The sequence below is a fragment of the Halobacillus sp. K22 genome (genome assembly GCF_052246795.1).
Classification (GTDB): Bacteria; Bacillota; Bacilli; order Bacillales; family Halobacillaceae; genus Halobacillus.
This window is the reverse complement of sequence record NZ_JBQQCN010000008.1, coordinates 1-22,109: the sequence shown is the minus strand read 5'-3', so window position 1 is coordinate 22,109 and position 22,109 is coordinate 1. Positions and strand designations below refer to the sequence as shown.

The window sequence follows — 22,109 nt, the reverse complement described above, 5'->3', positions numbered from 1 at the left end:
CTTATGAATTTGAACTTAAAACAGACGATAATCGCGGTTCTCACCTTCGGAGGTGGGACCGCATTATTATGTTTATTGACATTTATACATATTAATCAGGGGAACGTTTCCATTCCACTTGGGACCGTCGTAGATGCGCTTTTTAACCCTCAGGATACGATCAAACATCACACTGTCCGGATTTTAAGGTTGCCGAGAGCTGTTATGGGGATACTTGCCGGCGGTGCACTTGCGGTTTCCGGTGTAATTCTCCAAACGGTAACAAAGAACCCGCTTTCTTCAGCAAGTACGCTCGGCATTCATTCGGGTACCTATTTTGCTGTTGTTCTGACGACGATTTTCTTCCCATTTATTATGTTTGCGAATGGAATTGTGACAGCCTTCCTCGGCGGTATCCTTACGTTCGCTGCGGTTTATCTATTGTCAGGGGCGGGGAACGCCACCCCGGTCCGCATGGTGCTTGCGGGAATGATTGTTACGTTTCTCTTCTCATCTCTAACGTCTGTGCTGCAGATCTTCTACGAGAACGAGACGCAGGGGCTTTTTCTATGGGGGTCTGGGACACTGATCCAAAATAACTGGGACGGCGTCCAGTTCTCCCTTCCCTTAATAGCCGCAGGAATGCTGACAGCCTTTGTGTTTTCACAGAAGCTGGATACGCTTACACTTGGGGATGATGTAGCGACCGCGCTTGGTCAAAATGTCCGTGTTGTGAAGCTGATTACGATCCTCGCAGCGGTTTTGTTGACGAGTGTAACTGTAAGTGTCGTCGGTCCGATCGGATTTGTCGGTTTAGTTGCGCCCCACATTATTAAATTAATCGGTTACCGTTCGCATATTCCGCTCGTAATCGGTTCCTTTTTATGGGGAGGCAATGTGCTGCTACTTGCCGATATTTTTGCAAGAATCATTGATCCGTCATTCTCCGAGCTTCCCGTCGGGGCGATTACCGCACTGATTGGATCTCCGTGGCTCATCTGGCTGGTCATGCGCATGAAGCAAAGTTCGGGGAGCGGAGATACAGGAACGATTATGGCAGGAAGCGGAGCGGTCAATCTTTCGTTGAATAAGCTTCTGCCTATGCTTGGAGCCGTTATTGTTTTAACTATTCTAATCAGTATGTCTTCAGGCAACTATGGATTTGAACCATTGGTGGCCTGGGATGCATTCTTTGGTTCCTCCAATGAATTTATTCGTAATTTCATTCTTAATTTAAGACTTCCGCGAGCTCTTGTAGCTTTATTCAGCGGGGCGATTCTAGCGGTCAGTGGTCTGATTTTTCAAGGAGTTCTCCGCAATCCACTTGCCGATCCATCTGTCATTGGAATTACTTCCGGTGCAGGGGTCGGGGCATTGATGACCATGTATGTCTTCAGTGTCTCTGCTGTCTGGATTCCTGTCGGAGCTATGATCGGCGCGTTTGTTTTTTTCTTAATCGTTATGGGACTAGGGGCGAGAGCAGAATTTCAGCCTACGATTCTAGCCCTGCTTGGAATTGGAGTATCTGCTTTTGGATCGGCCATTATCCAAATTCTTGTGGTTCAGGCTGACCTGGGAGTTGCCTCTGCTTTAACGTGGTTGTCCGGCACCACTTACGCGAAAGGCTGGTCTCAGCTGCTGCAGTACCTGTTATGGCCAGTTATTCTGTTTATACCTCTACTTGTTTTCTATATCAAGACGCTAGATGTGCTGTCTCTAGGGGATGACACCGCGAAAGGGTTGGGGCTGAAAGTGAGATCGGTCCGGTTCCAAATGGCGATGATCGCTACTTTGCTTGCAGCATGCAGTGTGGCAGCCGTCGGATCGATTGGATTCGTTGGCTTAATTGCTCCGCACGTGGCTCGTCTGTTGGTCGGGAGTGCTAACCAGAAACTTCTGCCGGTTACGATGCTGCTCGGAGGATTACTGCTGCTCGTCGCAGATTTATTCAGCCGGACGCTGCTTGCTCCGAATGAGATTCCATCGGGGATTTTAGTGGCTCTTATCGGTGCCCCTTATTTCTTATGGCTGATGAAGAAGCGTGCAGCCTGACAAAAAAGCCATGCGATGATGGTTTAATTTCCATCACCGCACGGCTTTTTTATTAGTTCTGTTATACGTTCCTGATGATATCCAGCAGCTTATTGCTAAATAGGGCCGGATTGTTGGAGACTCAGTTTAGAGATAACTTTTAGGTCCGTTACCCACAATTGAGGAGGGTGGCTACGGAAACAACTCGCTTTCCTGCGGCCCTACACGAAGTAGGGTCGATCGACCCTGCGTCGTGCAGGGCCGGAAAGCGAAATCGTCCCCCGAAGGATCTTCCTCATAACCCAATTATCTCGAAACTGAGTCTTCTAGTATAACGACACTGAGTTTTTTTATTAAATCACAACCTGGCTACAGGGAATGGCCGAAGTAATGGAGTAATGCTTTGGTCAACTGGTCGGTTTCCGTAATTGAGGTGTGGAGCAGCACATAAGCATCAGGCCGGATGACCATCATATCCCCGGGAGTTAAATGGAGCCGTTGATTGGATTCTTCATTCAAATCCAAATACAATTCCGAATCCATGTCCGTGGTTTTTCTGGGATCACCTACTTCTTGGAAGGTAACAAAAAGCGGCTTAAGGATGTCTCCCACACGAGTGTTAAAAGCGTTGACGGCGTTGTGCACGGCTTCCTGATACTGTGGCGGATGTTCTTCTCCGGCGATGATTAAATAGAGACATGGGTGATCCCGGAGCATAGAATAGAGCGTTTTTTCTTCTTTTGCAGGAGTTAGAAAAGAAACATCAGGCACACGGTTTCCTGATTCAACCTTCTTTACGTTGGTAAACTTCCTGAAGCTTTTCGCAAATTTGGTAAAAGAATAATCCACATCCAGCTGGGCCATGTTTTCCGTTACTTTTGTCTGGACTTTTTTATTTGGAAGCAGCCACTTCATTCCTTTATTACGTGCTTTAATCCCGTAATGGCTCTTAATGGTCATGCCTTTCATAAGGTAACTGGTTTTCTTAATGACCTCCTCAGCGACAGGAGCTCTTTCCGCATGATAAGAATCAAGCAGCGTTTCATTTAACTGATGCTGCACGGTATAGGCGAGCTTCCATCCCAGGTTCATCACATCCTGTATACCTACGTTCATCCCCTGTCCACCGATGGGGTTATGAATGTGAGCCGCATCTCCAGCGAGGAATACGTTTCCTTCGCGATAAGTGCTCGCCTGCCTGTGGGAAGCGGAAAAACTTGATATCCAGTAAGGTTCGTGCAGGGATAAAGTTTCAGGATAAATCTCCGCAAGGGAGTCTTCGATATCAGCAAGCGTTATCTCTTCCGGGAAATCCTCGCCTTGTTTTTTGTAGTCGATTACAATGACCCGGGTATATTCTCCTTGAAAGGGAGCCACAAAAACAAGACCCCGGTCACTGCTTGTGAGCGAAATGCCGTTTTTCGAAGGTGAAAGTTTCACGTCGGCAAGCATGACGTTAACTTCCTCGGACTCTCCAGTAAAAGGAATTTGCAGGAGGTGACGGGTGGTACTGTGAGCGCCGTCGCAGCCGATCACATAGCGGGCCGTAATGGTTTCCTCACTAGTTGCTTTTTGTATCGAAGCGTGGACGAGCTCTTCCTGCTGCTCTAATCCTGTTAGCGTTACTGCCCTTTCTACACGAGACTGAGCTAACCCGCTTTCGAGAATCTCTTCGGTTTTACTTTGGGGGATAACGTTTACAAAGGGGAAATCAGCTGAAACGCTGATATTGGAGAAATCCAGCACAGCGAGCATATCTTCATTATAATAAAAATCAATTTCTTTATAGGGGGTCCCGGCTTGAAGAAACGATTGAGACAACCCGAGTAAATCCATCATTTCTAAGGTTCGGGGGTGCATCACGAGGGCTTTGGAGAAGCGGGATCTTTCTTTGTTCTGGTCAATAATCCGGTACCGGACTCCATAGCGTTCCAGCTGATTAGCGAGTGTCAGCCCGCTTGGTCCTGCACCGATAATTAATATATCTGTGTGTGTTTCCTGCATGTAAAACCTCTCCTAACGAATTGAATTAGATTCATGTATGATTGCTTCTTCCTAGTTCTTTTTCCGAAAAGGGTCGTTTTCTAACCTCTTCCTTTAGAATAGTGTGCTGCAAGCAGGCGGATTTCTATCCAAAGAAGCTTTCCTGCTTCATTCACATTCGTTTTAGCTCTAATAAATCATAGAGGAAAAGTTTTTTCAAACTCGCCTATCAAAAGACTCTTTTGAGACTTAATTAAGCCCGTGGGCCAGACGGATTATGGCGTCTGGGTTGTAAATCTTCGAAACTCTTAGGCTAATCACTTTGGGGTTCAGATCCTTCCGTATATTCTACCATTCCTTCCCATTGGATATCATCAGCAGCTTGACCAATGGCAAGTAACTTGGTATATTTTTAATAGTTTATAAGGGGAGTAGCTTTAACAGTATTGTCGTCATTACAGAGTGAACGTACTTCACTCTCGGCACTACTGGCGACTATATAGTTGCTAGCAAGACCTTTGCCAGCGGGGTAAAGGTCTTTATTTTGAGGTCTTTACCATGAAAAAGTGGTAAAGACCTCTGTGTTTTTTTAAGAGAAGGGAGAATAACAATTTGGATTCTATTTGGTTGGAATATGGATGGACTTTATTAATACTGATCGGTCTTGAGGGGCTCTTATCGGCAGATAATGCGTTAGTTTTGGCTGTAATCGCCAAGCATTTGCCTGAGGATGAGAAAAAACGAGCGATCAATTACGGAATTATAGGAGCATTTATTTTTAGGTTCGGTGCATTATTCGCTATTTCATTTATAGCCAATGTTTGGCAAGTCCAAGCCATTGGAGCTGTTTATCTTATCTACTTAGGCGTGAAGAGTCTGATTGGTAGGACTCACGAAGAAGAAGCGGAGTCCAATGATGATAAACCAGTAAAAGGAAAAGGCTTCTGGCCTACTGTTGCTAAAATCGGCCTGGCGGATCTCGTATTTGCGATCGATTCCATTCTTGCTGCGGTGGCTCTGGCATTAGCTCTTCCGAATTCGCCGCTGCCGACTTTTGGCGGAATGGACGGAGGTAAATTCATCGTCGTCGTAATTGCTGGAATTGCCGGACTGATCCTGATTAAATATGCAGCCACCTGGTTCGTGCAGCTTCTCAGAGTACGGCCAAGTTTAGAAACAACCGCCTATTTAATCGTTGCATGGGTCGGTATTAAATTAGCTGTCATCACATTATCTCACAAAGACGTGGGCGTATTGGATGAACACTTTGCTCATAGTGTTGGCTGGACGGTTACATTCTGGGCCGTGCTGCTTTCGGTAGCTGTTGGCGGCTGGTTCTGGTCAGGCAGACACTTACGTAAAGATGAAAACAAAGAACTTTATAGGAACTCTGGATCTTAATGACCAGGGAAGCCCTCCATTTACTGGGGGGCTTTTTTAAAAGGTTAAATGTTGGATTAACAGCTTGAAGCGGATTTGTTCACGAAAGACTGCCGTTAGCAGGGAGATCAAATATCATCAAAAGGAGAGTGAAAACATGGGCGCGGAGTATTTTATAGGAATTGTACCACCGGATTCATATAAAGAAAGAATTGAACATTTTCAAAAGAAGTGGATGAATCATACTATCGTAGAACCTCATATCACGTTGAAAGCCCAGGGAGGGTTATCGCCCGATAAATACTGGGTAGAGCGAATTGCGAAGGTCTGCGAAAGCGTCAGTGCTTTTTCTGTTCAGTTAGCTGATCCTTCCTACTTTGGAGATCACATATTATATTTACGTGTCCATTCAGATCATTTATTTAACCTTCACGAACGTATTGTCCATGAAATCTCTCCGTCAGATGAACAGATCAGGAAGTACTTTGAACTGGATGATTTTGTTCCTCATGTAACCCTGGCTAAAGAACAATTCGGTCTCTCAAAGCGTGAGTTATTAGAGATGGAAAAAGCGGCAGCCATAGAATTATCCCCTTATCCTCAATTTGAAGTAACCTTTATAAGAATTTATGAACGCAAGACTCATGCGGATAGGTATGAAAAGTTAGAGGACATTTATTTGAATACAAGAGATTTCCAATAAATGTTAGACCTGAGGTGGAAATATAAGGGGAATATTTGGAGCATATAAAAACAGAATTTAGACATCAAAATAGGCTTTTTTCATACAATATGTTGGGGTGAAAAAATGCCAAGAGTAAAATACAGGGATTCAGACGTTGCTTTAATGGCAAGGATGATGAGAGCAGAAGCAGAAGGTGAAGGAAAACAAGGAATGCTTTACGTCGGAAACGTTATTGTTAACCGGGCTCAAGCAGATTGTTTAGACTTTACAGAAGTACGAACCATTCCGCAGGTCATTTACCAAGTGCAAGGCGGAAATTATGCTTTTGAAGCTGTCCAGAAGGGTAATTTATTTTACAACAGAGCGAGGTCCGTAGAAAAAAGATTAGCCAAAAGGAATTTGGATTACTGGAGACAGCACCCGGCGAAATATGCTCTTTGGTACTTTAATCCATATGGTCCATGTCCACCAACGTGGTACGATCAGCCTTTTACCGGACAATTTAAAAATCATTGTTATTATGAACCAATAGCAGGGACTTGTGCCAGCGTTTATACTTAGCATTCATAAAAAACTTAGCCTCCCTAACAAAGACGATTACTCCATAAGAGTAGTCGTCTTTGTTTATGGTTAAAACGTGTCCCATCGATCTTAAAGATGAACAAGGAAAAATCTGACTGGTTTCTTTTGATTGACGCCCTAAAATACAATTGCTATGATTACCTTACGACCGTTCGTAAGTTAGAAGTGTATGTTATGAAAATCATGAATAAAAGGAGAAATATATATGAATCGTGCATGGTTGTTTGTAGTGATTGGATCTTTATTTGAAGTAGGCTGGGTTATGGGACTGAAGCATGCTTATAATAGCGTGACCTGGATCGGGACGAGTATAGCAATTGTCATTTCTTTTGCTCTGATCTTTAAGGCCACGCAGAAACTTGCCGTAGGAACGGTATATGCTGTCTTTACAGGTCTTGGCACAACCGGTACAGTATTGATGGAAATGCTGGTTTTCGGAGAGCCCGTCCAGTTTTTGAAATTATTTCTAATTCTGATCCTCCTTATTGGAGTCATAGGTCTTAAACTAGTCACTGGAGAACCTGAAGCAGAAAGGAGTGCATCGTGATGGCATGGATTTTTCTTCTGTTGGCAGGAGGCTCTGAAGTTATTGGAGTAACAGGGCTGAATTTAATTCTGCGTAATAAAAATGTTTTATCCTTTTTAGTACTATTTTTAGGAATGGTCAGCAGTTTCGGTTTCTTAAGTTTTGCGATGCAATCCCTGCCGATGGGTACTGCTTATGCCGTTTGGACGGGGATCGGCACCGTAGGATCCGTCCTCGTTGGCATCCTGTTTTTTGGAGAATCAAAAAACTGGCTTAGAATTGTATTTATGGCTATGGTATTATCGGCAGCAGTAGGGTTAAAACTGATCAGTTCATGAAGCAGTTTAATTAAGGATAGAGGAAGGACGAGTCAAATGAGCATAACTTCGCTGCAAATTAAGGAATATTCATTAAAGAATTTCGCGCGAAATGGCTATGAAGGGGCATCCATGGCGGAAATAGCTGATGAAGTAGGAATCAAAAAACAATCGATTTATACTCACTTTAAAGGTAAAGACGACCTTTTCCTTCATCTGTGCCAGGATGCTTATGAGCACGAAGTGAATTTTGTAATGGATTACATTGAACAGAATAAGGATCTTCATTTAAAAGACTTTCTGTACGGGCTTCTTCTGCAAAGTATTAATCGTTACGAAAAGAACGATTCCACCAAGTTCTGGATCCGTACAGCGTTTTACCCGCCGGTTCACCTGAACGATCAGGTAATGGGCCTCACCTACGAATACCTGGACAAATCAGAGGAATTATTGCTTCCGGTTATAGCTTCCGGTAAAGAAAAGGGAGAAGTTGATGCTGAGGTCGGAAAGCAGGAGGCTGCATCAGCGTATTTTGCCTTGCTGGATAGTCTTTATGTGGAAATGCTGTATGGCGGTCCTGGCCGTTTGGAAAGAAGATTAGAGGCTTCCTGGTATCTGTATTGGCGCGGACTTTCGAATCAATCATGAATGGGATAGATATCAAGAATAGTAAGGATAGAAGAAGCAGTATCATTGCCGCACAGGTAATCGTACGTCGATCAGTGCAGGAACGGAGGAATAATTATGAGCTTCTTAAGCTGGTTTGATTGGATCAATCCAACGAATCCATTCGCTTCGTTATTTATGGGGATTTTGTTTTCCATCTTACTCGGGATTACGGTATGGGTGGAAACCAGGGAACGAAGGAAAGCTACTCTTACCACGGTTATAGGAGTCGTCGCCACATGTATAGGGGTTGGGCTTTTAACTGCCTTTGGTTATTTTGGATAAATTAACCGTTACAGAGCATTTCTTTGTCATGAAGAATGCTCTTTTTTTGTCTAAAAGGAAAGGTTACTATCGATAAAAATTTATTGTAAAACAATAAATAATGATTTATGATTGTAATGACTTAAAAATTAAAAGAGGTGCTCTTATGAAGCGAGGCTCAACATTATTTTTAAAGGTTTCTGTTTTTCTCATAGGACTTCCTGTAATTGCTTTGTGTATATTTGCGCTGCCCTCCATTGCTAGGGAAGCCTCCGACACGGAATATGCTTCGTACATCTATCCCGTTTTGGCAGCGATGTATATAGCTGCGATTCCATTCTTTATGGCGCTGTACCAGGCGCTAAGGCTGTTAGGCTTCATTGACAAAAATAATGCTTTCTCAGAGTCATCTGTAAAAGCCTTGAAGAGAATTAAATTCAGCGCTGTCACGATCAGTGTCGTATACATGGCGGCCATGCCTTTCTTCTATTTAATAGGAGAGCTGGACGATGCTCCAGGTGTCATAGTGATTGGACTGGTCTTTGTATTTGCCTCCCTGGTCATTGCCGTGTTTACGGCCGTTTTACAAATGCTATTGAAGAATGCCATAGCAATCAAATCAGAAAATGACTTAACGGTATGAGGTGATTACATGGCGATTATAATCAATATCGATGTCATGCTGGCTAAAAGGAAAATGAGCGTTACAGAACTTTCGGAAAAGGTGGGCATAACGATGGCCAATCTGTCCATATTGAAGAATGGCAAGGCAAAAGCCGTGCGGTTTTCGACTTTAGAGGCAATCTGCCAAGCATTGGACTGCCAGCCTGGGGACATTTTGGAATACAAACGTGAGGAAGACGATGAAGATTAGTCAAGCTGGAAACGGGAGGTGGAAATGATGAGAGCCTTGAAACAACTCGTTTACTTTGGCTGGGAACAGGCTCTCTCGTGTTTGTTTCCCGTCGTTATTTTTGCCTCTCTGGCTATTACTCAAATGGTGCCCCTTCCTTTTCTGCCCCGGTATGACTGGCTGCTGATCATCTGCCTTCTGATGCAGTGGTGGATGGTTCGTTCCGGCCTTGAAACACGGGATGAACTCAAGGTCATTACTTTGTTCCACGTGATTGGCCTCGCCCTTGAACTTTTTAAAGTACATATGGGTTCTTGGTCCTATCCAGAGGAAGGCTATTCCAAGGTCTTTGGCGTACCGTTGTACAGCGGCTTTATGTACGCAAGTGTGGCAAGTTATCTCTGCCAGGCTTGGAGGAGGCTGAAAGTCCGTCTGGTTAAGTGGCCGTCTTCTTTGGTCGTTGTACCTCTTGCAGCTGCCATATACTTGAATTTCTTCACCCATCACTATTGGCTGGACGTACGCTGGTGGTTATCTGGACTTGTCATTATCGTATTCTGGCAAGCGTGGGTGATCTATGAAGTGAACGGAACCCGTTATAGAATGCCGCTGGCTCTTTCATTTGTGCTCATCGGATTTTTTATATGGATAGCGGAGAACATCGCCACGTACTTCGGAGCCTGGGAGTATCCTTATCAGCGTGACGCGTGGAGCCTCGTTCATTTAGGAAAAGTAAGTTCCTGGCTGTTATTAGTGATTGTAAGCTTTCTGATCGTGGCGACCTTGAAGCAGGTAAAAGGAGAAACTTCCACCAATGATAGCGCCAGGATGTCGAAGGTGAACAGCAAGACTTCCTAATAACATGCAAGTCTATCGTCTGCTTTATAGGAAGATATATAGGTAAAAGAAGACCCCACACATTTCCGTTCAATTGTGTGGTGTTTTTCGTGGTGAAAAAAGTCGTCTACTGGAAAATGCATGTCTAAAAATTTGAAAAATATGTTACGATTTAGATGAATAATAGATTGCAAATAAACATATAAGAGGCATTTAATTTTTGGTTTCTCTTGTTGTCTAAACAGCAAATAGATTTCTAGTGATGAATTTTGAAAGGGGATACAAAACGTTGAATACTAAATACTTGGACCTGCTCGCCCAAAAATTTGATAGTGAAGAGAAAGTGGTCACTGAAATTATTAATCTTAAAGCTATTCTTAATCTGCCCAAAGGCACAGAGCATTTTGTCAGTGATTTACACGGGGAGTATCAAGCTTTTCAACATGTATTAAGAAATGGTTCAGGGAAAGTAAAAGAGAAAATAACCGATCTATTTGCCGAGGAGTTATCCGAAAAAGAAATTGATGAGTTCGCCACTTTGGTCTATTACCCGGAAGAGAAGATCAAGCTCATCAAAAATAGCTTTGACAACGAAAAAGAATTAAACGATTGGTACGCTCAAATCATTGAACGTATGATGAAGCTCGTTTCTTATGCTTCCTCTAAATATACACGCTCCAAACTGCGAAAAGCCCTGCCCAGCCAATTTGCCTATGTTATTGAAGAACTGCTTTACAAAACAGATGAACTCACGAATAAGGAGCAGTATTATTCCAAGATTCTTCAGCAGATTATCTCCCTCGGGCAGTCGGATAAGCTCATCATCGGCCTAGCTTATACCACCCAGCAGCTGGTAGTGGACCATCTCCATGTGGTTGGGGATGTTTATGATCGAGGACCCGAACCTGACAAAATCATGGAAACCCTTATTAATTATCACTCCGTTGATATTCAGTGGGGAAATCACGATGTCCTCTGGATTGCCGCTTATGCAGGCTCAAAGGTATGTCTCGCTAATATCATCCGTATCTGTGCCCGCTATAACAATTTAGAGATTATCGAGGACGTATATGGCATTAATCTTAGACCCCTTCTTAATCTTGCGGAAAGGTATTATGATGACAATCCTGCCTTCCGGCCAAAAACCCAGCCGGATGATGAACCATCGGAGCATGAAAAATTGCAAATCACCAAAATCCATCAAGCTATTGCCATGATTCAGTTCAAGCTGGAAAGCCCTATTATAAAAAGGCGCTCTTATTTTAATATGGAAGATAGGCTGCTGCTCGAGAAAGTCGATTACGACAACAACGAAATAACGATCCACGGGGAAACCTACCCACTGGAAGACACCTGTTTTGCCACGGTTGATTCTGAGCGTCCTGACCAGCTATTAGAGGAAGAAGAGCAAGTGATGGAAAAGCTGTTGTTTTCAGTCCAGCATTCTGAAAAACTAGCCAGACACATGAATTTTTTCATGAAAAAAGGCAGTCTTTATTTGAAATATAACGGAAACTTATTAATTCATGGGTGCATTCCGTTAGATGAAAAAGGAAACATGGAAAAAATGACAATCGAAAATCGCACCTATGGCGGACGAGAATTGCTTGATGTTTTTGAGCATTATCTACGCTATGCGTTTGCCCACCCGGAAGAGACGGATGATCTTGCTACAGACATGTCCTGGTATCTATGGACAGGCGAATATTCCTCCCTATTTGGGAAGCGGGAAATGACCACTTTTGAAAGGTACTTCATTAAGGATAAGAAAGTCCATAAAGAAAGAAAAAATCCCTATTACCACTTGCGGGAAGATGAAGAAACCTGCCGTGAAATCCTGAATGACTTTGGCCTGGACCCTAATCAAGGCCATATTATCAATGGTCACACCCCGGTTAAAGAAATCGATGGGGAAAATCCAATTAAAGCAAACGGAAAGATGATTGTCATCGATGGAGGATTTTCTAAGGCCTATCAGTCCAAAACCGGGATAGCTGGATATACGTTACTGTTCAATTCCTACGGTATGCAGCTTGTCGCCCACAAACACTTTAACTCCAAAGAGGAAGTACTGAGAAATGGAACGGATGTATTATCGGTTAAACGATTGGTGGATAAGGAGCTTGAGAGGAAAAAGGTTCTTGAGACAAATGTGGGAGAAGAATTATTGCAGGAAATCTATATTTTGAACAGTTTGATGGAGTATCGTTATATAAATTGAGTATGTTCCTTTCAAGAAGCCGGCTAAAATAGCCGGCTTTTCTTTTAGTTATCTCGAAACTGAATTTCCATACTATTGTGTAACCTATATTTTTCTAAATCTAGCCACGATCATTCGCTGAATGATTCAGGTGTTTCTATCCATTTACGGAACATAAACAACATAAGGAGTATAAAGAAGTCTCCGTAGAAAAGTACGTTTGATATGTATGGGCTTTGGGAATATTCTCTCTCATGTGCGGAAGCTGTTTAGATAAAGTTCGAGACTGTTAATGAGCCCAAGGCTTCACTATAAATAAGGCAATTCTATTAGGGATTTTTAAATTTAAGGAGTGATTACGATGGTAAATAGAAAATTTGTAATGATTACAGGTTCAACATCAGGTTTGGGTTTTGAGTTAGCGAAATTATTTGCGAATGATGGTTATGATGTTGCGATGTCTGGGTCCAGTGAAAATATTTATCAATCAGCTGAAGAAATTGAAAAATTAGGTGTGGAAGCTTATCCTTTCAAAGCTGATGCATCCACTTATGATGGCGTTGAAGAATTTTGGAAGTTTGTTAAAAGTAAAGATAGAAAGCTAGATTCAGCTGTTCTGAATGTTGGTATCGGTATGGGAGGTTCCTTCTTAGAAAATGATTTACAAGAAGAGTTGAAGTTAATCGACATTAATATTTCCGGAACGGTTCATATGGCTAAACGTGTAGTGCAGGATATGGTTCCGAATAAAGATGGAGATCTGCTTATCGTTTCTTCTGTATCTGCGACGTTACCCACGCCTTACGAAACGGTGTATGGTCCATCTAAAGCATTTGGGTTTATGTTTGCCGAATCTTTAAGAGAAGAGTTAAAAGGAACAGGAGTCAATGTAACAGCCATGCTTCCTGGTGCTACGAATACTAGTTTCCACCATAATGCCGGCATGGATTCTACTTACTTTGGAGACGAAAGAAACAAAAATGATAAAGAATTAGTAGCACAACAAGGGTATGAAGCTTTAAAAAATAAGCTAGATCATGTTGTGTGTGGGGATGAAGCTACGAAGAAAGAAGCAGAAGAAAATAAACAAACGCCTGAAGAAGTTAAAGCAGCTAGCCATGCTGAAAAGGCAAAACCTAAGCAGTAATTTCAGTTTATTAAGGGACGATTTCACAAAAAGGAATCGTCCTTTTCTTCTTCTAATACTATATAGAAGAAATGCGAGTCTTATAGCAGGGTTTATCTGTATTCGAGATAAGCCTCTTTTTATTGGAAAAACGAGTTCATGTTTTTGGTTGATATTATCGGTATTTGTAAAGTCTCATACGCCCTTCATCTCTTCCTAGGATTTTCTTAAAGACCCCCCACGAGTTATATCATTCGCATGGTAGGCTAAGGGTCAAAAGCTATCCTTTCTTTAGAATGTGTGTTCAGATCGTAGGTGGTGGAGGAGAGTAATATGTAAGGAGGACTGGTGTATTGCATGTTAATTATCTCGAATTCGAGTCTTCAAGTAAAGGGCAGGTTAGTTGAAGACTCAGTTTCGAGATATTAGACTCAAAAATTACTTTTTTTACAATATTTTGAAATGTTTTGGATTATGTGAGTAACCCAACTTTCGCATTTAGAACAACGTAATTCAATCTGCCTATAAGGATAGTATCTGTTGAAGTGTGGTCATTGACTTGGCCAAACCGTAATAAAAGAGGGGGCACCGATCGCGGACAAACACTGGAACTTCGGTTTTTAGAATAAGTACCCTAATCCAACTTCTTTTTATCTGTTCCTTCTATATTAGGTATTATGCCTATACAATTATCATTCACATGAATAAAACTATTAGAAATGTTCATTCTTTCCTGTGTACTCAATAAAAGGAAAGGAGGATGATCATGCCTAGTGAAGTATTTGTACCAAGTGAATATGCAACAATTCAAGAGGGGATTGATGCGGTCGATGCCGGCGGTACCGTGAATGTGGCAGCAGGTTTGTATAGTCCTACTGCAACGATAATGGCGAACAAATCAGTGTCGATCCTTGGTCCTCAAGCCAATGTCGATCCGCGTCCGAATTGTATGACCACACGCATTCCAGGAGATCCTGCGACGGAAGCAATTGTTGATGGAACGCTTTTCAACTTAGCGAGGATTTTTAGGATTACCGCGGATGATGTAACGATAAATGGCTTTGAAATAAGAAATGGCACAGGTGACCTGGTGGATGCACCGGATGCGGCGCCTACCAAGCTACGACCTAACGTAATTTATAACATCATCCACGGAGCAGCAGATGAAGGTGTTCAACTACGCAGAATCGTGGAAGGAGCAATTAGTTATAATCATATTTATGATACAGCCGGTGATGGCATTAACATTTGTTGTAGTTCGGACAACAATACGATCAGTTATAACGAGCTGCATGCCATCCGATCCACTGATGCCGGCATTGCGCTCTACCAGGCTACTAATTCAATCATTGAATATAACATTCTCTACGATATGACGGCCATGGTTTCGAACGATGGTATTAAGTTGGGAGATGATACGGGTGTAGACGAAAACCTTCCCGGCGGTATCATTCGTAACAATATCATTTATAATATTAACGAAGATGGTATCGTTGTGATCATGAGTGATACGTTGGTGGAAGGAAACGAGGTTTACGATAGTCGTGGCACAAACGGCGCCCTGTTCCTCGACGGGCAGACCAATAACATCACCATTATTAATAATTGCATCCATGATAACGGGGACGGCCCTAATACCACATATGGGATTGTAGTAGGTAAAGCAGGCAATGTGCCAACCAACGTAAGGGTCAATGGCAATAATATCTTTAATAACCCGGATGGCGGCCTTTTCTATAACTCGATGGCAGCACCACCACTGGATGCAGAAAACAATTGGTGGGGAAGTGAGGATGGACCGAATACGCCAGGGGGTGATACGACGGTCGGGAACGTGGACTACACTCCTTGGCTGACAGAACCAGCAGCAGTATGTAACCCGAATATCTCGTGCCCTGTTGATATTACAGTAGCAAATGATCCTGGTGTATGTTCGGCCACCGTCTCATACGAAGTGGTAGCCAGAAGTAATGATTGTGGAATTACAGAAATTTCGTGTAATGGCAGAACCGAAACCATTTCCCCACCCCTTCAAACAGTCACTTTAGTAGAAGAGCAGTCATTCCCAGTCGGCATGACAGAAGTAACATGCTCCACAACTAATACAAGCGGAGATTCAGCCACGTGCAGCTTTTTAGTCATTGTTGAAGATACAGAATCTCCAACTATTCATTGTCCTGAGGATATTCTGGTCGGTGTTCCCCCTGGGGATACAGGAACAGTGGTCACCTATCCTGATCCTACTGTATCGGATAATTGCTCGGTCGTCACACACATCTGCTCCCCTCCTTCAGGCTCTTTCTTCCCCCTGGGTGTTACTTCAGTCACGTGTATGGCGGAAGATTCAGCAGGAAATATGAGCTCGTGCTCCTTTGACATCACTGTTATAGAACTCCCTCCACTTTCATTAGAGCTTAACCTAACACTGGCAAAAGAAGTTCAGGTAGTAGCGGAGGTGAATCTGGAAATTCAAGTCAATGATACTCAGTCCGATCTACAAGGAACGAACTCTCAACCATCTAAGGAATGTATCCGCGCCCAAAGAGTCTACGATTGGGTGGTATTTTGCACCGAATCATTACGCACAGTGTCAGTACCTGATGAATGTATCATCCCAATTCTAAACTGCCAAAATGAAGGAAACGAAGTGACTTCAAGCTGTAAAGTGCTACCGAATGCCTCCACCTTCACCATACTCGACGACGTCAGGCGGGTTACGGCAAGACCAGGATTCAGTACCGTCCCCATCCGATTCTCTGTACCGATCATGATCAGGTACACGTGCAACAACCGTACGATATGTGAATTCGAAGTTACAATTGACACAGTAGATGAAGTGGAAGTGTGTTATCCGGAAGGAACCTCAATTACAGCAATCGTTACAGCAGGAAACTGTTTTATAATAAGGTAAAATATAGCCCTTACAAGGAAAGTCAAGAGGAAAAATGTATGGCCAGTGGCAGCAAATAACCTCACCTCCTGAAACATGACATCCTAATGCTCAGACCAATGTTTACCCCGGTCACAGCGAGTGAGAGATTATTGATTCTGATGGGGTTATTATCTCGAATTAAAATCTTCAGTTATTGGGGGCTTTTCCGCAATAATACATTGATAACTTATTGACAGTAAAAAACAACCAAAAAATGGTTGTTTTTTAACGATTTAAATTAGTAGATTCCATATGTATTTTATTCCATCCCACAATGCTATACCTAAAATTACTGCGAGTATAAGTTTGAAAATGTCTTTCATCATGCACCTCCAGATATGATTACATGTATTACGGGAAATTACTACTCTACGTTTCATTATATGGGTTGATAATTTCAATTCACGAAAAAATAGCTACCTGCTTTAGGTAAAGGGACAGTTAAATTAAGATAACGAACTTAAGAATATCTCGAAATCGAGTCTTATGGAAATGGGGGCTTTAGTTGTAAAGGGACTATTACTTTAGTGTGAAGGCTAGCGATATAAAAATTATGAAAGGATGGTGTATATGGAAGTTACTTATCCAGCTGGTTTTAGGAACAGGTTTTTAGCAAGTGTTTTAGATTTTATTATTATATTTGCGGTAACAGGAATTATTTCTTACTTTCTATATGGAGTATTTTATGATGGTGAAAACTCCTACCCTACTGATATTTTAGGATTATTTTATACCTTGTTATTACCTGTTTTATGGTCTGGGTACACGTTAGGGAGAAGAATGGCAGGCAATCGTATCGTAAGAATTGACGGAAGAAAAGTTGGGGTTGGTACAATGATATTAAGGGTTATAGTATCAGGAATTGCCTATGCTCTCACATTAGGAATTGGATTGATTGTAAGTGCCTTTATGATAGGGGTAAGAGAAGATAAACGAGCAATACATGACTTTATTGCGCAAACTTATGTGACAACATCCCCACCAATCCGGAACTAAATTATGAGTAATGGAACTTAATCTATAGGGTGCTAAAGTAAAAGAGCATTATGAAATATCTTGAATTCGAGTCTTACATAAACGGGGGCTTTTGCCTAATACCGTTCTCGCTCCCTCAATACATAAGTGAAGGTCTGAAAAATGTTAGTTTGTTGAGTGTTGGCACAGTTAGTTGAAAAAAATTACTGGAGGAGATATCAATTAATGGTACTTTAAAATATTTAACTTATTTTGTAGTTATTCTGTTCATTATCCATTTAGCCATTAGTTTATGGACAGAGGAAGGGATAGAATGGGCTACCTTCGTTGGTACCAGTCTTGGTGGGATAATAGGGGTAATAATTGTTAATAAGCTTAGTAAAGCCTTTGGAAAGAACGGTAAGCAACCTTAAGAAGTATTTAATAATCATATATATATCAAATTCGAGTCTTAACCTAAAGGGAGCGATTGTTCAATAAAGCCTTAGCCCTTTATTATCTAAGCACAAGGAATATCAGGTCATTAAGCTATTTAACTGACAAACCAGGATACTTTAAGATGGTACGGTATATGTAAATTCCTGTTACTAAACACCAAATTGTTTTAAATGGTGGTCAAGATGCTTGTAGATTCCTTTTCCCCATTGTTCGGAAGTAAGTTTTCCGAAAAAAGGATGTGGATGATCTGTACAAGCCTCTGGTCCATTCTTTTGAAATATTATTATTTTTTGTTTCAGTTTTTCTCTTTCTATATCAAAATCTCTTTTACTTGTAATTAAAATGGTTGGAATAGTCGACATGTTGTGGTCTAAAGGTTTGTCATTATAAAAAATGGGTTTTGCAAATCTACCTACTAATAACCCTAACCAACCTCTTGGGGGTAAAGAGTATCCCATTGCGATATCTTGGAAAGCTGAGCAATGAGCTAACATTTGAGAGACATCCATTTTTCCCCATTTTGGTTGTGAATCTACATTTAAGTTTTCGATACGATTTAATATCTCATCTGAGTACGTAATCTCAAAAATATTATTCATTAGTATACTCCTTTAGTTTTTTATTTTAACCCAAAAATGCTCTTGATTATTTAATATATAATTCAACGCCAACGTTATTTAATCCTTTTAACTCACGGGTGCTTACCTTTAAACAATCTGTTCAGTTTATTTAATAATAGAAGGGAGTTTATTGGTGATGTAGAAATTAATGTTTAGGTAATTTAATGTATGTATTGGTGGAATATTGATTGAAGTGTTGGCAAATGTATGTGGGTGAAATTCATCTATTTTTTGAGGGGAAAGGTGAGATATATGAAAACGACCCAGTCTAAAGACGGCACAACCTTGGCGTACGATGTTTACGGAAGTGGTCCAGCGCTCATTTATATTACGGGAGCAAGCTGCCATCGCTCATTTAAGCCCATAGTGCGAGATGCCAAAATATTTGCCACAGAATTCACTGTTTACAATTATGACCGCCGTGGACGCGGCGATAGTGGTAACACACTGCCTTATACTATAGAACGTGAAATTGAAGATATCGAAGCAATGATTGATACTGCAGGCGGCAAGGCGTATTTGTATGGCCATTCTTCTGGTGCTGTAATCGCACTTGAGGCAGCACTTCGACTTGGCAACAAAGTGCAAAAAGTCACGATGTATGATGCGCCATATGTACGTGACGAGAAAGAAAAAGCCGAATACAACCAATTAAGCCAAAAAATACACAAACTTCTCGATAACGAGAAAAATGCAGAAGCAATGATTACCTTTTTAAAGGGGATTGGGATGCCCAAAGTATTTATTTTAATGTTGCCGTTATTTCCTGGCTGGAGAACGACGAAAGATCTAGCTCCAACCCTTGCTTATGATATTACTCTAACTCAGGATATGCCACCCGTTGAACGAGCTACTCGAATTTCCATACCTACGCAAATAATCGTGGGCGAAAAAAGCCCGGCCTCAATATATGATGTTGGTCGTAGATTAACAAAGGCAATTCCAAACGCAAGGTTTGTACAACTTGCAAAGCAAGACCACATGGTTAATGGAAAAAAACTGTTGCCAATACTTTCGACCTTTTTCAAGTAATAAAAGTGGATGGACTTTGTGGTCTAGACTATATAAGATCATGGATTGGAGTTTATATTAAGGTGTAAAAGGCTATCGGGACGTTAGTTTAAGTTCTGCTCCAAGTTATCTCGAATCCAAGTCTTCCGCAATAGGGGCTTTAATTGAAGAAGCAATTGAAAATAAATAGAAGAAAAATTTCAGTTCACTGAACTGAGATTTTTTTAATTTTAATTACAAATACCACTACAAATACTGTGCAAACAGTAAAGCAAATCTAGTTACATTTTAAAGTGTAATTTCGAGTTTTGCGATAGGGAACGGAATCCGCTATGTCCACAAACACTTCTTTTCTAGTGTGAGCCTCGTCCAGGAGGTGGAGAGTATGGAATCTCCCACCATAGTTCCATATTTCAAATAATTTCAAATAGTTTGATTTTTTCCGCCGCCCGTTGTATCCTATTTTATGGATCCGCTTACAAAAAGAGTGAAGGAGGTACATAATATGCAAGCAATGAAAAACAGATGGTTAATTGCTTTATCAGCTATTTCCATCCATCTTTCCATCGGAGGTGCCTACGCATATAGCGTATATACCACCCCCGTAAGTGAACAAATGGGTTGGACCCCAACTCAAGTAACGATTGCATTTACCATTATGATGGCACTGGCCGGGTCATCCGCAGCATTGTTTGGGAAGTTTGTTGAAAGAAATGGTCCAAGAAAATCAGCAATCCTGGCTGGTGTTTTGTTTGGATTAGGACAAGCCTGTTCAGGAATTGCGATCGCGATTGATTCACTTCCATTTTTCCTATTGTCCTACGGGGTAGCAAGTGGACTTGGACTTGGCATTGGCTATATTTCACCCGTCTCCACTCTTGTGAAATGGTTCCCTGACCGAAGAGGTTTAGCAACCGGATTAGCGGTACTTGGTTTTGGAACAGGAGCTCTCATTACAGCGCCCGTTGCAGCCAACTTAATGACTGCAATTGGAATATCTAACACATTTTACGTATTAGGGGCAGCTTACTTTGTTTTTATTATACTAGGTGCTTCTTACATTGCCCCACCCCCAGAAGGCTGGATGCCAGCTTCTATGAAACAAAATATGGCCTCTGGGAATAAAGTTTATAAAAAGGATTTACAACAATTGACTTCAAAAGAAGCGGTTAAAACAAAGCGTTTTTGGCTGCTCTGGACGATGATGCTTATTAATACGACCGCAGGGATTATGATGATTTCAGTTGCTTCACCGATGGCCCAAGAAGTTGTAGGGTTATCAGCCGTTTCAGCTGCTACGATGGTCGGGCTTATGGGTGTGTTTAATGGTGGAGGTCGTCTTGGCTGGGCAACAGCTTCAGACTATATTGGCCGCCCTAATGTTTTTATGATCTTTTTCTTAATACAAACTGTTGCTTTTTTTATGCTTCCGATTACAACAAATATCATCTTATTCCAGCTTCTAATTTTACTCGTTGTTAGTTGTTACGGCGGAGGATTCTCTAATCTCCCTGCATTTATTGGTGATTTGTTTGGAACGAAACAACTCGGTGCCATTCATGGGTACTTGTTGACAACATGGTCTCTAGGTGGCGTATTTGGACCTATGATTGTTTCTCAAATTCGGGCTAGAACCGATAGTTACACTGCTGTATTTTACGTTTTTCTTGCTTTAATACTCTTAGCGCTTGTCGTCTCCATTCTTATGAAGTTGGATATTAAAAAGACTGAGAAGGATCTAAAACAACAACAACTAGAAGAAGAAGCCGTTAATTATTAATTAGGAAACCAAAGCATCTGCATTGTAAAGTTGGATCACGTCTTACCGACGAGATTCAACTTTTTTCTTAGGGATGGGATTGTTGATCGGATCGGAACCTGGTCGCTTTCCTCAGGAGTCTTCCAGATTGCCATCCAATCAACGTCATAAGAGAAAAGTGAACGAATGTCAGAACTTAAAATCTAACTTGTATAAAGCCTCACTTACCTTCTACTGAAATTTAAATAATTTGCATTTTTTAGCTGTTCATAGTTAATCAGCAATCACAGAGCTCTGTAGAACCGAGGGGACGATTCCAGCGCTTTCGACGAGAGGCATTAGAACCACACCTTGGCTTTAGTTATCTTGAATTCGATACTTAAGGTAAAGAGGGGATTTAGTTCTTTTTTTGTAAATAATTAGCTTAGCTTGAGTAATTTGACTAAATGTTGGTATTACCCCGAGTACTAGTTTTGTTTACATAAGGCATAAAAAATTGCTCCCCTCTAAGTAAAGCAAATGATTTATCATTCATCGGCAGAAGACTCCCTCTTCAAGCGCCGTGTCGAAGACCGGTGGTAAGGGGGAGATGAATGCCGTCGCCGTAAGGCGAATGCCTTTGAATATTCTCCCTACCGTGATATCCTAAAGTAAGAACGTATGTTCTTGATAAGGAGGTGGAAAGGTTGAAGCATAAAGCGTATAACTTTCGTATCTATCCAAATAAAACCCAAGAATCGCTCATCGCTAAGACAATCGGTTGCGCTCGTTTTGTCTTCAATCATTTCCTCTCCGAATGGAGCCGTGCCTACAAGGAAACCGGAAAAGGTTTGAGTTACTCTACTTGTTCCAAACAACTACCCAAGCTTAAAAGAGAATTCCTTTGGTTAAAGGAAGTGGATAGCACGGCCATCCAAACTTCGGTCAAACATCTTTCTGACGCTT

20 protein-coding genes are annotated in these 22,109 nt (G+C 41.7%); 18 read left to right on the top strand and 2 right to left on the bottom strand.

The features are described from left to right. The first annotated feature begins 3 nt into the window (after positions 1–3). A complete protein-coding gene (locus ACTWPM_RS07785) occupies positions 4–2,031 on the top strand; it encodes an iron ABC transporter permease (RefSeq protein WP_443132496.1) in 2,028 nt (675 codons plus the stop codon). A gap of 348 nt (positions 2,032–2,379) precedes the next feature. On the opposite strand, the gene ACTWPM_RS07780 is transcribed toward ACTWPM_RS07785, so the two are convergent. Then, positions 2,380–4,014, bottom strand: a complete 1,635-nt coding sequence (locus tag ACTWPM_RS07780) for an FAD-dependent monooxygenase (protein ID WP_443132495.1) — start codon at positions 4,012–4,014, stop codon at positions 2,380–2,382. A 591-nt stretch (positions 4,015–4,605) separates the two neighbouring features. Between ACTWPM_RS07780 and ACTWPM_RS07775 the strand changes: the two genes are divergently transcribed. The 14 genes from ACTWPM_RS07775 (at position 4,606) to ACTWPM_RS07710 (ending at position 17,357) form a co-directional block, all read left to right on the top strand. Further along, positions 4,606–5,394, top strand: a complete 789-nt coding sequence (locus ACTWPM_RS07775) for a TerC family protein (protein WP_443132494.1) — start codon at positions 4,606–4,608, stop codon at positions 5,392–5,394. 136 nt (positions 5,395–5,530) lie between these two features. Next, positions 5,531–6,076, top strand: coding sequence for a 2'-5' RNA ligase family protein (locus ACTWPM_RS07770; RefSeq protein WP_443132493.1), 546 nt, complete (start codon positions 5,531–5,533; stop codon positions 6,074–6,076). A 105-nt stretch (positions 6,077–6,181) separates the two neighbouring features. Then, positions 6,182–6,619 (top strand): cell wall hydrolase, encoded by a 438-nt coding sequence (locus tag ACTWPM_RS07765; RefSeq protein ID WP_443132492.1) that lies wholly within the window; start codon positions 6,182–6,184, stop codon positions 6,617–6,619. Positions 6,620–6,845: 226 nt separating this feature from the next. After that, complete coding sequence (locus ACTWPM_RS07760) at positions 6,846–7,187, top strand: DMT family transporter (RefSeq protein ID WP_443132491.1); 342 nt, start codon at positions 6,846–6,848, stop codon at positions 7,185–7,187. Continuing rightward, positions 7,187–7,504, top strand: a complete 318-nt coding sequence (locus tag ACTWPM_RS07755) for a DMT family transporter (RefSeq protein ID WP_443132490.1) — start codon at positions 7,187–7,189, stop codon at positions 7,502–7,504. Before ACTWPM_RS07760 ends, ACTWPM_RS07755 begins: the two co-directional genes overlap by 1 nt. Positions 7,505–7,540: 36 nt before the next feature. After that, a complete protein-coding gene (locus ACTWPM_RS07750) occupies positions 7,541–8,131 on the top strand; it encodes a TetR/AcrR family transcriptional regulator (RefSeq protein WP_443132489.1) in 591 nt (196 codons plus the stop codon). 96 nt (positions 8,132–8,227) lie between these two features. Next, entirely contained in the window at positions 8,228–8,434 is a 207-nt protein-coding gene (locus tag ACTWPM_RS07745) for a hypothetical protein (RefSeq protein ID WP_443132488.1), read from the top strand. A gap of 145 nt (positions 8,435–8,579) precedes the next feature. After that, positions 8,580–9,056 (top strand): DUF2975 domain-containing protein, encoded by a 477-nt coding sequence (locus tag ACTWPM_RS07740; RefSeq protein WP_443132487.1) that lies wholly within the window; start codon positions 8,580–8,582, stop codon positions 9,054–9,056. A gap of 9 nt (positions 9,057–9,065) precedes the next feature. Then, a complete protein-coding gene (locus ACTWPM_RS07735) occupies positions 9,066–9,287 on the top strand; it encodes a helix-turn-helix domain-containing protein (protein WP_443132486.1) in 222 nt (73 codons plus the stop codon). Between the two features lie 27 nt (positions 9,288–9,314). Then, on the top strand, positions 9,315–10,124 hold the full coding sequence (locus tag ACTWPM_RS07730) for a DUF817 domain-containing protein (protein WP_443132485.1): 810 nt from the start codon (positions 9,315–9,317) through the stop codon (positions 10,122–10,124). A gap of 268 nt (positions 10,125–10,392) precedes the next feature. Beyond that, positions 10,393–12,324: a fructose-1,6-bisphosphatase gene (fbp, locus tag ACTWPM_RS07725; protein WP_443132484.1), complete on the top strand. Its 1,932-nt coding sequence runs from the start codon at positions 10,393–10,395 to the stop codon at positions 12,322–12,324. Between the two features lie 340 nt (positions 12,325–12,664). Continuing rightward, on the top strand, positions 12,665–13,450 hold the full coding sequence (locus ACTWPM_RS07720) for an SDR family NAD(P)-dependent oxidoreductase (RefSeq protein WP_443132483.1): 786 nt from the start codon (positions 12,665–12,667) through the stop codon (positions 13,448–13,450). Between the two features lie 745 nt (positions 13,451–14,195). Further along, on the top strand, positions 14,196–16,340 hold the full coding sequence (locus ACTWPM_RS07715) for an HYR domain-containing protein (protein ID WP_443132482.1): 2,145 nt from the start codon (positions 14,196–14,198) through the stop codon (positions 16,338–16,340). 591 nt (positions 16,341–16,931) lie between these two features. Continuing rightward, a complete protein-coding gene (locus tag ACTWPM_RS07710; RefSeq protein ID WP_443132481.1) occupies positions 16,932–17,357 on the top strand; it encodes an RDD family protein in 426 nt (141 codons plus the stop codon). Positions 17,358–17,923: 566 nt separating this feature from the next. Here ACTWPM_RS07710 and ACTWPM_RS07705 read toward each other — a convergent pair. After that, on the bottom strand, positions 17,924–18,373 hold the full coding sequence (locus ACTWPM_RS07705) for a DUF1569 domain-containing protein (protein ID WP_443132480.1): 450 nt from the start codon (positions 18,371–18,373) through the stop codon (positions 17,924–17,926). A gap of 273 nt (positions 18,374–18,646) precedes the next feature. Here ACTWPM_RS07705 and ACTWPM_RS07700 point away from each other — a divergent pair, with 273 nt between their 5' ends. The 3 genes from ACTWPM_RS07700 to ACTWPM_RS07690 all read left to right on the top strand — a co-directional run. Further along, positions 18,647–19,426 (top strand): alpha/beta fold hydrolase, encoded by a 780-nt coding sequence (locus tag ACTWPM_RS07700; RefSeq protein ID WP_443132479.1) that lies wholly within the window; start codon positions 18,647–18,649, stop codon positions 19,424–19,426. 484 nt (positions 19,427–19,910) lie between these two features. Next, positions 19,911–21,185 carry an L-lactate MFS transporter gene (locus ACTWPM_RS07695; RefSeq protein ID WP_443132478.1) on the top strand — a complete coding sequence of 425 codons (1,275 nt, stop codon included), beginning with the start codon at positions 19,911–19,913 and terminating at the stop codon, positions 21,183–21,185. A gap of 656 nt (positions 21,186–21,841) precedes the next feature. Next, the coding region (locus tag ACTWPM_RS07690; protein ID WP_443132477.1) for a helix-turn-helix domain-containing protein at positions 21,842–22,109 on the top strand (268 nt) is incomplete at its 3' end.